At 64.5% G+C, this 13279-nt stretch carries 13 protein-coding genes; 5 read left to right on the plus strand and 8 right to left on the minus strand.

All coding sequences use genetic code 11. The features are described 5' to 3' along the window. Positions 1-10: 10 nt before the first annotated feature. From FJ423_RS05020 to FJ423_RS05030, 3 genes are all read right to left on the minus strand, one after another. The gene (locus tag FJ423_RS05020) at positions 11-1855 is read right to left on the minus strand and encodes an aminopeptidase P family protein (RefSeq protein ID WP_140839742.1); all 1845 of its coding nucleotides are present in this window, start codon (positions 1853-1855) and stop codon (positions 11-13) included. A gap of 99 nt (positions 1856-1954) precedes the next feature. Then, positions 1955-2827 carry a 50S ribosomal protein L11 methyltransferase gene (locus tag FJ423_RS05025; protein ID WP_140839744.1) on the minus strand — a complete coding sequence of 291 codons (873 nt, stop codon included), beginning with the start codon at positions 2825-2827 and terminating at the stop codon, positions 1955-1957. Continuing rightward, positions 2827-3411, minus strand: a complete 585-nt coding sequence (locus FJ423_RS05030; protein ID WP_140839746.1) for an SCO family protein — start codon at positions 3409-3411, stop codon at positions 2827-2829. The genes FJ423_RS05025 and FJ423_RS05030 overlap by 1 nt, the downstream gene beginning before the upstream one ends. A gap of 229 nt (positions 3412-3640) precedes the next feature. Here FJ423_RS05030 and FJ423_RS05035 point away from each other — a divergent pair, with 229 nt between their 5' ends. The 3 genes from FJ423_RS05035 (at position 3641) to FJ423_RS05045 (ending at position 5594) form a co-directional block, all read left to right on the plus strand. After that, complete coding sequence (locus FJ423_RS05035; protein WP_224549666.1) at positions 3641-4069, plus strand: CreA family protein; 429 nt, start codon at positions 3641-3643, stop codon at positions 4067-4069. A gap of 64 nt (positions 4070-4133) precedes the next feature. Next, positions 4134-4802: a DapH/DapD/GlmU-related protein gene (locus tag FJ423_RS05040; protein ID WP_140839750.1), complete on the plus strand. Its 669-nt coding sequence runs from the start codon at positions 4134-4136 to the stop codon at positions 4800-4802. Between the two features lie 297 nt (positions 4803-5099). Then, positions 5100-5594 carry a low affinity iron permease family protein gene (locus FJ423_RS05045; protein WP_181174725.1) on the plus strand — a complete coding sequence of 165 codons (495 nt, stop codon included), beginning with the start codon at positions 5100-5102 and terminating at the stop codon, positions 5592-5594. Between the two features lie 8 nt (positions 5595-5602). Here the strand turns inward: FJ423_RS05045 and FJ423_RS05050 are convergent, their stop codons facing one another. Next, positions 5603-6469 carry an SDR family NAD(P)-dependent oxidoreductase gene (locus tag FJ423_RS05050; RefSeq protein WP_140839752.1) on the minus strand — a complete coding sequence of 289 codons (867 nt, stop codon included), beginning with the start codon at positions 6467-6469 and terminating at the stop codon, positions 5603-5605. A gap of 171 nt (positions 6470-6640) precedes the next feature. On the opposite strand from FJ423_RS05050, the gene FJ423_RS05055 reads away from it, so the two are divergent. Next, positions 6641-6922: a hypothetical protein gene (locus tag FJ423_RS05055; RefSeq protein WP_140626825.1), complete on the plus strand. Its 282-nt coding sequence runs from the start codon at positions 6641-6643 to the stop codon at positions 6920-6922. 3 nt (positions 6923-6925) lie between these two features. On the opposite strand, the gene FJ423_RS05060 is transcribed toward FJ423_RS05055, so the two are convergent. Continuing rightward, positions 6926-7501: a TMEM175 family protein gene (locus FJ423_RS05060; protein ID WP_140839754.1), complete on the minus strand. Its 576-nt coding sequence runs from the start codon at positions 7499-7501 to the stop codon at positions 6926-6928. 137 nt (positions 7502-7638) lie between these two features. Between FJ423_RS05060 and FJ423_RS05065 the strand changes: the two genes are divergently transcribed. Then, positions 7639-8847 carry an MFS transporter gene (locus tag FJ423_RS05065; RefSeq protein ID WP_140839756.1) on the plus strand — a complete coding sequence of 403 codons (1209 nt, stop codon included), beginning with the start codon at positions 7639-7641 and terminating at the stop codon, positions 8845-8847. A gap of 32 nt (positions 8848-8879) precedes the next feature. On the opposite strand, the gene FJ423_RS05070 is transcribed toward FJ423_RS05065, so the two are convergent. The 3 genes from FJ423_RS05070 to FJ423_RS05085 form a co-directional block, all read right to left on the minus strand. After that, on the minus strand, positions 8880-10352 hold the full coding sequence (locus FJ423_RS05070; RefSeq protein ID WP_140839758.1) for an MATE family efflux transporter: 1473 nt from the start codon (positions 10350-10352) through the stop codon (positions 8880-8882). 117 nt (positions 10353-10469) lie between these two features. After that, on the minus strand, positions 10470-11942 hold the full coding sequence (locus FJ423_RS05075) for an esterase-like activity of phytase family protein (protein WP_140839760.1): 1473 nt from the start codon (positions 11940-11942) through the stop codon (positions 10470-10472). 275 nt (positions 11943-12217) lie between these two features. Continuing rightward, positions 12218-13243 carry a LacI family DNA-binding transcriptional regulator gene (locus FJ423_RS05085; protein WP_140839763.1) on the minus strand — a complete coding sequence of 342 codons (1026 nt, stop codon included), beginning with the start codon at positions 13241-13243 and terminating at the stop codon, positions 12218-12220. Positions 13244-13279 lie beyond the last annotated feature (36 nt).

Below are 13279 nucleotides of genomic sequence, written 5' to 3' on the forward strand. Positions count from 1 at the left end.
GAAGCCAGTCTCAGATCTTGGCGTCATGCGGCAGTGGCGCCGTCGCCTTCTCAAGCCAGGCCAGTGTCTCGCCGTCGACCATCGGGCCGATCTCGGCCAGCACCCGGGCATGATAGCGGTCGAGCCACTGCAATTCGTCCCGGTGCAGCAGGTCGGTGCGGATGAGCCGCTTGTCGATCGGCGCCAGCGTCAGCGTCTCGAAGCCATGCATGGCGATGTCGCCGCCCTCGATCTTCTCAGCCGGCGTGACCAGGATCAGGTTCTCGATGCGGATGCCGTAGGCGCCTTCCTTGTAGTAGCCCGGTTCGTTGGACAACATCATGCCGGCAAGCAGCTTTTCTGTGCCGGTGCGGGCGATGCGCTGCGGCCCTTCATGCACGGCGAGGTAGGAGCCGACGCCGTGGCCGGTGCCGTGGGCGAAGTCGCAGCCATGCTTCCATAGCGCCACGCGGGCAACGGCGTCGATCTCCGAACCGCGCGTGCCGGCGGGGAAACGCAGCGTCGAGATGCCGATCATGCCCTTCAGCACGAGGGTGAAGCGCTCGCGCATCTCCTCGCTCGGCTGGCCGATCGGCACGGTGCGGGTGATGTCGGTTGTGCCGTCCTGATACTGGCCGCCGGAATCGAGCAGGAACAGCTCGCCGCTTTCAAGCTTGCGGCTGGTGGCGCGCGAGACGCGGTAGTGCATGATGGCGCCGTTCGGGCCGGCGCCGGAAATCGTGTCGAAGGAAACGTCGCGCAGCGGCATCTGCGTCTCTTCGCCGGTCTGGCGACGCACCTCCTCGAGCTTGGTGACGACGGCGATTTCGTCGAGCGTACCGGGCTTCTGGCGGTCGAGCCAGCACAGCAACTTGGCGACCGCGGCGCCGTCGCGGCGATGCGCGGCGCGGCTGCCGGCGATCTCGGCCTGGTTCTTGGTCGCGCGCGGAATACGCGCCGGGTCGGCCGCCAAGACGACCGTGCCGCCATTGTCCTCGACCAGCATGCGGAGCTTCTCCGCCGCCAGCACCGGATCGAGCGCGATTTTCGCGCCGTCCTTGGCTAGCGCGACGATGGCGGCTTCGAACTCGCCCGGATCATGTGGATCGGCAAGCTGGGTGAGATAGGCTGCGACCTGGCGCGGGAATTTACGCTGGTCCATGAACAACTGATGCTTGCTATCGGCGGCGAGGATGGCGAAGCCGAGCGCGAGCGGCGTATGCGGCACGTCGCCGCCACGGATGTTGAACGCCCAGGCTATCGAGGACGGATCGGTCAGCACCGCATGGGTGGCGCCGTCCTTTTCGATCGCGCCCGCCAGCCGCTTGAGCTTGTCCTTGGCGAGCTCGCCGGCAAGGTTTTGCGGATGGATCTCGACAGGCGCGCGGGGCGGTTCCGGCTGATCCGTCCAGATGATGTCGATGGGATTCCTGTCGAGCGGCACCAATGTCGCGCCGGATTGCTCGGCCGATGCCTTCAGCGCCTTGATCTCGCCGATCGTGTGCAGCCAGGGGTCGAAGCCGAGCCTTGCGCCCTTGCCGAGATTGTCCTTGATCCAGCTGGCCGGCGGATTGTCGACAAGGCTTTCGACGGTGAAGATCGACAGGTCCACCTCGCCCCGCACCTGCAGCGTGTAGCGGCCGTCGACGAAGATGAAGGCGCGGTCGCGCAGCACGATCGCGACGCCGGCCGAACCGGAAAAGCCGGTCAGCCACTTCAGCCGCGCCGAGCGGTCGGCGACATATTCGCCCTGGTGCTCGTCCGCGCGGGGAACAAGGAAGCCATCCAAACCATTCTCAGCTAGCCATTGCCGCAGCTGCGCCACACGCGGCTTACCGACGGCAGGATCACCAGCGGAATCAAAGGTCTGGAACATTTTTGGCCTCTCTTCGATGCTTGTTTGCGAGCGTAGCGCATGACCCCGGAAATCGGAATCGATTTCGGCAGGGCCAGATCGGCTGGATGCAACCCGGCCTCAGCGCTTGAGGTGGATGGTCACCCAGCCCTCGCGATGCAAGGTGCGCACGTGGCGGAAAGCCTGTCCGACATAGGCCGAGATCACCGCGTCGCGCTGCCGGTCGAGGATGCCGGAGAGCACCAGCGAGCCGCCGAGGCTGATGTGCTTGGCCATTTCGGGCGCGAGCCGCATCAGCGGCCGGGCCAGGATGTTGGCGACGATGAGGTCGAAAGGCGCGCGCCTGGCGAAGATCGGATGATGGAAGCCGGGCGCCGTCACGGTCTCGACTAGCGCCTTGACGTGGTTGAGGCGGGCATTGGCGGCGGCGACGCGGACGGCGACCGGATCGATGTCGGTCGCCAGCACCGGGATATGCGCGAGCTTGGCCAGCGCGATGGCGAGCACGGCGCTGCCGGTGCCGAGGTCGAGCGCGTTGCGCGGCCGCTCGCGCAGCACCACCTGCTCCAGAACTTCGAGGCAGCCGGCGGTGGTGCCGTGGTGCCCGGTGCCGAAGGCAAGGCCCGCCTCGATCTCGATGGCGAGGTCGCCACTGCGACGCTTGGCCCGATCGTGCGAGCCGTGGACGAAGAAGCGTCCGGCGCGCACCGGCTTCAAGCCTTCCAGCGAGCGCGACACCCAGTCGACGTCGGGAAGGACCTCACGCTCGACAGGCTTCGGCAGGCCGAGACCGGCGAGGACATCCCTAACCCGGACCTCGACGGGATCGACGTCGCCATCGGCATAAAGCGACACTTCGTGGATATCTTTTTCCTCGTCGAGCTCCAGCACGGCGATCGGCAGGCCGTCCTCCTCGAAGGCGGCGTCCAGTGCGGCAAAGATGCGGTCGGCCTCGAGCTTGTTGGCGGTGAAGTGGAGCCTAGTCTGGCCCATCAGGTTTGCCCACCCGCAGCCAGCCGCTTCAGCTTGGCTATCGCGGTGTCGGCGCTCTCCCCATAGGCGATGGTGCCGGCGAAATCGCCCTTGGCGTTGAGCAGCAGCACCGAGGCCGTGTGGTCCATCGTGTAGTCGCCGTCTCCGGTGTCGACCTTCTTCCAATAGATACCGAAGGCCTTGGCCATGGCGTGCACCTTGTCCGGATCGCCGGTGATGCCGGTGATCCGGTCGGAGAAGTTGCTGACATAGGTGTTCATCGTCTCCGGCGTGTCGCGTTCCGGATCGACGGTGACGAAATAGGCGCTGAGGTCCTTGCCGCTGTCGCCCATCGTCTTCAGCCAGCCGGCGAGCTCAAACAGTGTCGTCGGGCAGACTTCAGGGCAATGGGTGAAGCCGAAGAACACGACGCTGGGGTGTCCCCTGAAGGCGGCTTCGGTGATCGGCGCGCCTTTCTGGTCGACCAACGTGAAGGGCGCGCCGAAGGGCTCGCCGCCATAGTGGCCCCGGTACCAGTCGAATGTCAGCCAGCCGATGCCCGCCGCCATCAGGACGAGAATGCCGACCAGGATTGAGCGCATCATCAGTGAATGTCCGTTGCTTTGGCTGGAAGCCAGTTCGGCGACAGTCTTAGCGGGTCGGCGCCGGGCGCGCAAAGATGTCGCGTTGCCGCAAGCCGCCGGGCGGGCCGATCGGCTTGCAAACGCCACGATCCTGTCCCACCTGACATCGGCAAACTGAACCGAGGAGGCTTCCTTGCGAAAACTGATCGGCTTGTTCGCCGCCTGTCTTGCCCTGAGCGCCGGCGCGGCCATGGCTGACGAAGTGGGTAAAGTGGGTGTCGACTGGGTCGGCAACGACATCATGGTCGATGCGATCAAGGACCCGAAGGTCGACGGCGTCACCTGCCATGTCGCCTATTTCGACCGCAGCATCATCGACCGGCTGCATAAGGGCAACTGGTTCGAGGATCCTTCCGATTCGTCGATCTCCTGCCGCCAGACCGGGCCGATCACCATCGGCGACATCGACATGGGCGAGGGTGGCGAGGAGGTGTTCAAGCAGGGCCTCAGCCTGATCTGGAAAAAGCAGGTGGTGAACCGCATCTACGACAAGAAGAACGAGACGCTGATCTATCTGTCGCATTCGCGCCAGGTGCAGAACGGCTCGGCGAAGATGTCGGTCACGACCGTGCCGCTTTACGGCCAGAACGTGGTGTGGGCCAAGGGCAAGCCGCAATAGGCGATAGGCTTGGCGGGGGCAGGCCGCGCTTGCGGGGCCGTCACCGCCGGCGTAAAGGCCTCTCATGGATCGTCCTGAAAACCTCGTCCTCAAGGATCCCGAGCCGCGCATCCATCCGACCGCGGAGCTGAAGGCATGCAAGCTCGGCCGCTATGCCTCGATCGGCGAGCGGGTGATCCTGCGCGAGGTAAGCGTCGGCGACTTTTCCTATTTCGAACGCCATTGCGAGGCGATCTACACGACGATCGGCAAGTTCTGCTCGATCGCCGCGAACAGCCGCATCAACGCGCTCGAGCATCCGATCGAGCGGCTGACACAGCACAAGGTCAGCTACCGGCCGAACGAGTATTTTCGCTGGCTGGGCGTCGACACGGCTTTTCGCGCGCGACGGCAAGCGAAATCGGTCAGCATCGGCCATGATGTCTGGATCGGACACGGCGCGGTGATCATGCCGGGTGTCGCGATCGGCAACGGCGCGGTCATCGGTGCCAATGCGGTGGTGACACATGACGTCGCGCCCTACACGATCGTCGCAGGCGTTCCGGCAAAGCCGCTGCGCCGGCGGTTCTCGGCCACTGTCGCGGCGCGCATCGAAGCCCTCGCCTGGTGGGACTGGCCGTCCGAGAAACTGGCGAGCGCAATCCCCGACATGCAGGCCATGCCGATCGAAGCCTTTCTCGATCGCTGGGAAGAAACGCTCATCGACACGGGCAGAACGCAGTCGGACACATGACCGGCGCTGACTGACCGGTGCCTTCCACTCTCGGAACTAAATGCCCCTTCCGCCATGCGGGGGTGGCGCAGCGGAAGGGGCTGGAGGTAAACCGCCGTGAAGCGGAAGGAACAGGCTTTCGGCCTGCACCGGCACTATTGCAAATAAACGGATAAGGTGTTTTTTCGCGAAACTGCGCTTTCTGCGTGTAGCCGATTGCGTACACGTGTCGGCACAAAATTCGATCCCGCGGAACCGGAGCGGGCGGCAGCTTGTTTCTTCGCAAATGCCAGCACATCCACGGTTCGAGGGACTTGCATGATCGAGAAGGTTTTTACGCGGATAGCCAACCAGGTGGCACATCTGGCGGGGCTGCCGCCCACCTTCGCCATCTGTGTGGCGATCGTGGTTGTATGGGCGTTGAGTGGACCGCTCTTCGGGTTCTCGGACACCTGGCAATTGGTCATCAACACCGGCACCACCATCATCACCTTTCTGATGGTGTTCCTGATCCAGAACACGCAAAATCGCGATGGCGCGGCGATCCAGGCCAAGCTCGACGAACTGATCAGGGTCAGCCGCGCCCATAACCATTTCATCGGAATCGAACACCTGACGGAGTCAGAGGTGGAGGAGATCCGCTCGAAATGCGAGGCGGCGGCAAAACGGCATGACAGCGAGATCGCCGAAAAGGCGGCCAAGAAGGCCGTCGCCGGAAAGAACGGCACCAAGCATGCGCCGAAGACCGCCGGCGCGGCCACAAAGAAGACCGCGGCCGGGAAGAACGCATCCAAGAAGAAAGCCGCGGCTTGACAGGGCCGTCAGCGGTTCATGAAGGCCGCGAAGGCATCCTTGTGATCGGGATGCCAGCGCGACAGGGCAGGGCGGTTCTCGATGATGTCTCCCATCGCCCAGGCCATTCGCTTTTCGTCGATCGGCCGCGTCACTTCGTTGTCCGGGCAGAGTATGTAGAAGTCGTCCTCCATCAGCGATGTCAGCATGAAGTCGATCACCTGTTCGCCGGTCCAGGCGCCGGCGGGCTTTTCCGTCGCGCCTTCGGTCAGGCCGGTATAGGTGAAGCCCGGGATCAGCAGATGCGCCGACACCTTGGCTCCCGGCTCGTTGCGCAGCGCATGCGCCAGTCCTTCGGTAAAGGTCTTCACGCCGGCCTTGGAGACGTTGTAGGCGAGATTGCCGGGCGGCGTGGTGATGCCCTGCTTGGACCCGGTGTTGATGATCAGGCCCGGCTTTCCGGCGGCGAGCATGCGCGGCGCGAAGGCTTCGACGCCATGCACGACGCCCCAGAAATTGATGTCCAGCAGCCGCTTCCAGGCGTCGCGGTTCTCCCACGGCTTGCCCGGATTGTTGCCGACGCCGGCATTGTTCATCAGCACCGACACCGCACCGAAGGCGCCGTAAGCGAGGTCCGCGAGCCGGTCGACCTCTTCCGCCCTGGAGACATCGGTCGGGATCGGGAGGACGACATCCTCGCCACCGATCGCGGCGACCGCCTGCTTCGCCTGGTCGAGGCGCATGCCGCCGATGTCGGCAAGCACCACCTTCATGCCCATTGCCACGAACCGTTTTGCAGCGGCAAGGCCGATGCCACTGGCGCCGCCGGTGATGACGGCGACATTGCCGGAGGCGAAGGCGGGCAGGGCGGTCTGGATCTGGGCGTCGCTAGTCATGAGTTCCATCCTTGTTCGGGTCGGGCCGAACTTAACGCCAGCCGCCGCCGAGGCAAGGCCGGTTCGTCCGGTGATTACGGCGAAAGCCGCAACGGGTTGACGGCGAAAGCCGCAACGGGTTGACCATCGCAGCGCACGCCGCGCATGTTGTCCCAAAAAGGAGTTCGGCATTTGACCGACTGGATCGGAATCCTGAAGGAGCAAACCGTCAACGGCGACCAGATGAGCCGCGAGGTGCCGAAGATGCTCGCCAATCCCGACATCAGCGAGACGCAGGTGAAGACGCTGTTTGCGGCGCTGGAGAAGCAGGCGGATTTCGCCGAGAAGCTAAGGCTGGCGTTGGAGAAATTCGGCCATGACTTTCCGATCATCAAGGCGGCCGAGAGGCTGGAGGAGCGCTATGCCGACCTTGCCGCCTCGGCGGCGGAAAAGCTGAAAACCATGCGGAAGTAAGCGTTATTTCTCTACCAACCGTTCGAAGCGCTTGTCCGGCACAAACCAGATGGTCGCTACAAGCACATAGATCGCCACGCTGATCCACTGGTTGAGGAAGCTGAGCAGGACTGCGGCGATATAGAGCGCCAGCGAGATCTTGCCTTTGTTGTCACGACCGACGGCCTTGGCGAAGGTCGTGTCGGCGCCGTGCAGATGGCGCAGCTTGAGGACCAGGATGGTGTAGGCGACGGCGCAAAGCGCGAGGTCGATGCCATAGACGGCGACCGGTACGGGCGCGAAGTGGTTCTCTCCCATGAACGCGGTGGTCACCGGCATCAGCGACAGCCAGAACAAAAGGTTCAGGTTGGCCCACAGCACGCGTCCATCGACCCGCTGCACGGTGTGGAACATGTTGTGCAGGTTGTTCCAGTAGATGCCGACATTGATGAAGGACAGCACATAGCAGAAAAAGACCGGCCACAGCGGCAGAAGCGCTGAGAAATCTTCGCCATGCGGCACTTTCAGCTCCAGCACCATGATGGTGATGATGATGGCGACGACACCATCGGTGAATGCCTCGACCCGTCCCTTGCCCATGGTTCCTCCTCGTCGGCCGACAAAAGCTACGCGAGGATTTCGCACAAGACCATCCTGTCAGGATTGTCAGGAGGACATTCGGTGGCTGGAACAGCGCCATTATATAGGCGTTGGGCTTGCAACCCCCGGAGGTTGCCATGACCAGCTACGCTCAAACCATGACGCGTGACAATGAGCTTGGCGGCGGCGCCGCAATGGCCGTCGTCGCCGCCATGATCGCAGCGCTTTTTGCCGGCAGCACCGCGCTGACGCCGCTTTATGTGATCTACAAGCAGGCCTTCGGCTTCTCGCAGGTCACGCTGACGCTGGTTTACGCCGTCTATGTGGTCGGCAATCTGGCGGCGTTGCTGTTTTTCGGCCGCCTGTCGGATGTCGTCGGCCGCCGCCCCGCCGCGCTAGCGGCGATGGGCGTTGCCGTGGTCAGTGCGTTGTTTTTCCTCTTCGCCGAAAACCTCGCCTGGCTCGACATCGCCCGTATCCTCAGCGGGCTCGGCATCGGTGTCGGCGCGGGGGCGGGCACCGCCTGGCTGGCCGAGCTGATCGAAGGCAAGGACAAGTCACGCGCCGCCGTCATCGCCACCAGCACCAACTTTGTCGGTCTCGGGGCCGGCGCGCTCATGTCGGGGCTGCTAGCCCAATATGCGCCCTGGCCGCTCAGGCTGACATTCGCCGTCTATCTCGTGCTGCTTGCCTTGGTCACCCTACTGATCTGGCGCACGCAGGAAACCGTCTCCAGGCCCCGACGGTTCTCCGACGTCTCGCTGAGGCCGCGGCTTTCGGTGCCGGACAATATCCGCGCGCAATTCGTGGCGCCGGCGGTGACTGGCTTCGGCGCCATGGCGCTGGTCGGCTTCTACGCGGCGCTGGCGCCGAGCATCCTGGCGCAGCAGCTGCATGTGACCAATCATGCCGAGGCTGGCGGGCTTTTCTTCGAGCTGTCGATTGTGGCGGCCATCACCATCGTCGCCACCACATGGCTCTCCAGCCGCTCCACCATGCTTGCCGCGCTGGTGCTGATGATCCCGACCGTGGCGCTGATCGTGGCGGCGCAGGTCTATGCCTCGATGCTCCTGATGATCGTTGCGACGGCGCTCTGCGGCGTGGCGGCGGCGCTCGGCTATCGCGGCGGCCTGCAAGTGCTGAATCAGATCGCGCCGGCCGACCGCCGCGCCGAGGTGGTGTCGGCCTTCTTCATCTGTTGCTTCTGCGGCAACGCGCTGCCGGTGATCGGCATCGGCATCCTGTCGAGCCTGGCGAACGCAACCATCGCAAGCCTGGCCTTTGCCGGCATGATCGTCGTCTTCTCGCTGGTGGCACTTGGCTTCGGCGCCAAATACGCGCGGTAGCGGATTTTCACGTTTTCCTGTCGTCGCGGATTTTAGCCGTTCGGCGTCTCCGGCAGGAGCTGCGCGCGCTGGCGCGGCACGCCGAGGCCCGTGTCGGGCGGCTCGCCGGCCGCCGGCCGGTCTTCGATCATGTGCATCGTGCGCCAGCGGCCGAAGCGATAATAGGCGGCGGCCAGCGCCAGCGAGGCGATCGAACCTGCCGGAAAGCTCCACCACAGCGCCTCCTGGCCGATGACGCTGCGCATGGAATAGGCAAAGCCGGTGCGAATGATCAACACCGAGATGATCAGGATGATCAGCGGCGGCATGACAGCGCCGGTGGCGCGCACCGTGGCGAACAGCACGATCGTGATGCCGAACAGGATGAACGACCAGGACGCCACCTTGTTGATGTGGGCGGCGATGTCGATCGCGGCGCTGTCGGTGCTGAGGAAGAGACTGAGCACCGCGCGGTCGAACACGAAAAGCAGCGCCACCAGCGCGCCGGTCAGCACCAGGTTAAAGCCGACGCCCGACGCCGCGACCCTGCCGATGCGGTCCCAGCGCCCGGCGCCGACATTCTGCGCCGCCATCGAGGACACGGCGGCGCCGATCGCCAGAGCCGGCATCTGGATATAGGTCCAGAGCTGCGCGGCGATGCCGTAAGCGGCGGCGACCTGGGAGCCGTAGGAATTGACGATGCCCATCACGGTGAGCGCGGCGGCCGAGATGACGATCATCTGCAGCCCCATCGGAATGCCCTTGAAGACGACGATGCGCAGCAATTTCGGGTCGGGCCGCAGCAGCGAGAGATCGCTGCCCGCCAGCCGCAGCGGGTGTTTGCGCACATAAAGCACGATCAGGATGGCAATCACGCTCACCGTCTGGCCTATGAGCGTCGACGTTGCCGAACCGGCAATGCCGAGCTCGGGGAAGGGGCCGATGCCGCGGATCAGCAGCGGATTGAGCACGACGTCGAGCACGACCGCCAGCGCCATGAAGGCGAACGACGTGCGCGAATCGCCGGCGCCGCGCAGCACGGTCATGACGAAGGACAAAAGGTTCATCATCGGCACGGCGACGAAGATGATGCGCAAATAAGCGCGCGCCAAAGGCAAGGCATCGGCCGGCGTGCCGAGCCCGGTCAGGATGGCGTCGACCCAGATCCAGCCGCAGACGGCGAACACGACCGAGACGAGGAAGAAGAAGGTGGCGCTGGTGCCGACGATGCGCTTTGCCTCGGGCAGGTCGCGGGCGCCGACGGACTGCGCCACCAGAATGGTCGCCGCCATGCCGATGCCGAAGACGGTGCCGAGGATGAGGAACAGCACCAGATTGGCGTTGGAGGTCGCCGTCAGCGCCGCCTCGCCGAGGAAGCGACCGACCCAGACCGCGTTGATCGAGCCGTTGAGCGACTGCAACACGTTGGAGCCCAGCACCGGCAGGGCGAACAAAAGCAGCGTGCGCGGAATGGGGCCGCTGGTCAGGTCGCCGGTCCGCCGGCGGGCGGGCTGTTTGTCATCCATGTTGTTATCCATGGCGGTGGGGCCGAAACTGAATCAGGCCCGCGATGCTATCGCAGGCCTGATGCTCATGCATCCCTTCAGAAAGGGTCGGCTGCCGCGGCAGCCGACCGCATCCCATTACTGAGTGGTGTTTCCAGAAAGGCCGGGCAGGGTGACCTGATAGACCAGGAAGGTGGTGTCGACATCTGCGCCGTCCTCGGCCTTGTACGCAGCGCCGACCTGGAAGCCGTCCTGGGTGAGGAAGTCGTTGTCGTTGGCGACGAACAGGAAATAGTCGTCGGGCAGCTTCGGGTCGAGCACCGGCGCCAGCGACATAGCCTCCCACTTCTCCGAGAGGTTGTCCTTGTCGTTCGGCGCGCCATTGTGCAGGCCGAAACGGCCGAGCTCGCCCTTGTCGTTGATGTCGATGAACGGCGTCAGCTTGGCCGGCGTCACCGACGGGTCGAGCATGCCCTTCGGCGCGACCGGCTTGTCGGCGGCGTCGAATGGGCCGTTGGCGATATCGGTGGCGGCCGAGAGGTCGACGATCTCGATCTTGCGATAGAGCGACTCGTCGCCCTTGACGCCCTGGCCGTTGCCTGAGTCGCGCGCCAGCATCAGAAAGCTCTTGTCGGAGAGTGCGACGATCTCGCTCTGAGCGGCCACCTTGGTCTTGCCCTTGGCATCCTTGAAAACCGGCAACGGCACGACATATTCATGCGCCAGCTTGAGGTGGGCGAGATCGGAAGCGTCGTAAACCAGCGCGCGGGTGTTCTGGCGGGTCGAGCCGGAATCGCCGCCGTCCTGGCGGGCCGCCGACTGCAGCACGGCAATCAGGAACCTGCCGTCCGGCGTCATCGACATGCCTTCGAGGCCCTGGTTGTTCTGGCGGCCGGTCTCGGGATCCTTCGGATCAGGTTCGGCGGCGCCCGGGCCGGGATTGTCGGAAGCGAAGTTCGGCTTGCCGTGGCGCATCGGCACCAGCGCCGCGGGCGGCTGGGTCGCCGACATCAGGCGGCCTTCGGCCGAGAAGCGGTAGATGTTGGGACCGTATTCGTCGGAGATGAACATCGTGCCGTCGGGCAGGCGCACGATCGCTTCGTCGTCCAGCGCCAGCTTGCCATTGGCCTCAGGCAGCATCGGCATGTCGCCGGCGGCGGCGCGCACGCCGTTCAACGGATCGAGGCCGGTGGCGTCGGCGCCCTTGTCGTCGGTCAGAAGCATCGTGTCGGCGAGCGTCGCCTTAACGCCCGACTGTTCCTGTCCGGCGGCGGGCGCCGCGCCAGGAGCGGTCGGGGCCAACTCGACCGAGATGGTGTTGAGGCGCGGGCGATAATCGGTGGTTCCGACGACATTGTAGCCGCGGTCCGGCAGCAGCCAGAGCGAACCCCTGTAGGTGGCCCCTTCACGCGTCCAGGATTTGGTATCGATCGCCATGCCGGAACCTGAACCGAAGGTCTCGCCGAACTTGTCCTTCTGGTTGGCCGGGATGCGGCCGATGCCGACGAGCCCCTTGTTGACGTAAGCGACGTCGTCGGCGAGCGCCGGGGTCAGGGAAGTGAACAAGGCGAGTGCCGCGCCGAGCGCGACGGTCCGGTTGAAATGTTTCATCGATATCCCCTTCTTGACGAGCAGAGCGGCCTGGAAGGAACGCGCATCGGCGATGCGGCGAGCCGGTTCCCGTCGAGCGGTCTAGGACGTGAACGTGATGGTTGCGTGACAGTTTCTTTCTCCCCTTGTGGGAGAAGGTGGATCGGCGCGTAGCGCCGAGACGGATGAGGGGTGCTCCAGCGGAGTGAGACGCCGGCTTTCCCTGGAACACCCCTCATCCGACCGAGCTTCGCTCGGCCACCTTCTCCCACAAGGGGAGAAGGGAAAGCCTCTGCTCAATCGCTCTCTCTTGCGATCAGCTCCAGCGGCCAGACTTCGCGGATGATGCGTGTGCCCTCAGGGCCGGCGAATGCGGGAAGCGAAGCGAGCAGCAGCTCGGCCAGCCGCCGGCCCATGGGCTCCAGCGACGGACGGAAGGCGGTAAGCGTCGGCGAGAAGTAGCGGCAGAGCGGCGTGTCGACGATGACGATCACGGCCATGTCATGGCCCGGCTTGATACCCATCTCGGCCAGCGCCTTGCAGCCGCCGAGCGCCATCGCGTCATTGTTGAAGATGATCGCCGTCGGCGGGTTTTTAGAGCGCATTACTTGCGGCGTCACCTGGTAGCCGCCGGTCTCGTTGATGAAGCCGTCGGCGATCAGGTCGGGGTCGACCTCGATACCGTGCCGCTTCAGTGCCTTGCGGTAGCCGTCGAGGAACAGGTAGCCGAAGTTGAGATCAAGCGAAGGGCGGATAGCGGCAATGCGGCGGTGGCCGCGCGCGACCAGCCGGTCGACGGCTTCATCACCCGCCCTCTCGAAATCGATATCGAGTGAAGGATACGTGTCGCCGCCGGACTGACTTCGGCCGAGCGTGGCGAAGGGAAAGCCGGCCTTGCTGAGATAATCGATCCGATCGTCTTCCCTTCGCGTATTGGCCAACACGACCGCGTCGGCCCGGCGCGTCTCGACCACGCGGCGCAACCGCTCCTGCTGATATTGGCCCGGCTCACCCATGACGACCATCAGATCCAGGTCATGCTCGGCGAGCCGCGCCTGCAGGCCCGTCAGGAACGGGATGAAGAACGGCTCGCCATATTGCTGGTCGCCGGGATGCGGCTGCAGCATGAAGGCGATCGAACGGGTGGCGCCTTGCCTGAGACTGCGGCCTGACTGATTGGGCGAATAGTTCAGCTTCCTGGCTGCTTCGAGCACACGCTGGCGTGTGTCGGCATTGACGTCGGCACGGCCGTTCAGCGCGCGCGACACGGTGCCGATCGAGATGTTCAGGTGACGCGCGAGATCGTGGATGCTTGACGCCAAGGACGGATTCTCCCCCGCCTTGGCTAGCACCGGCTG

It is taken from the genome of Mesorhizobium sp. B2-8-9 (genome assembly GCF_006439475.1).
Taxonomy (GTDB): domain Bacteria; phylum Pseudomonadota; class Alphaproteobacteria; order Rhizobiales; family Rhizobiaceae; genus Mesorhizobium.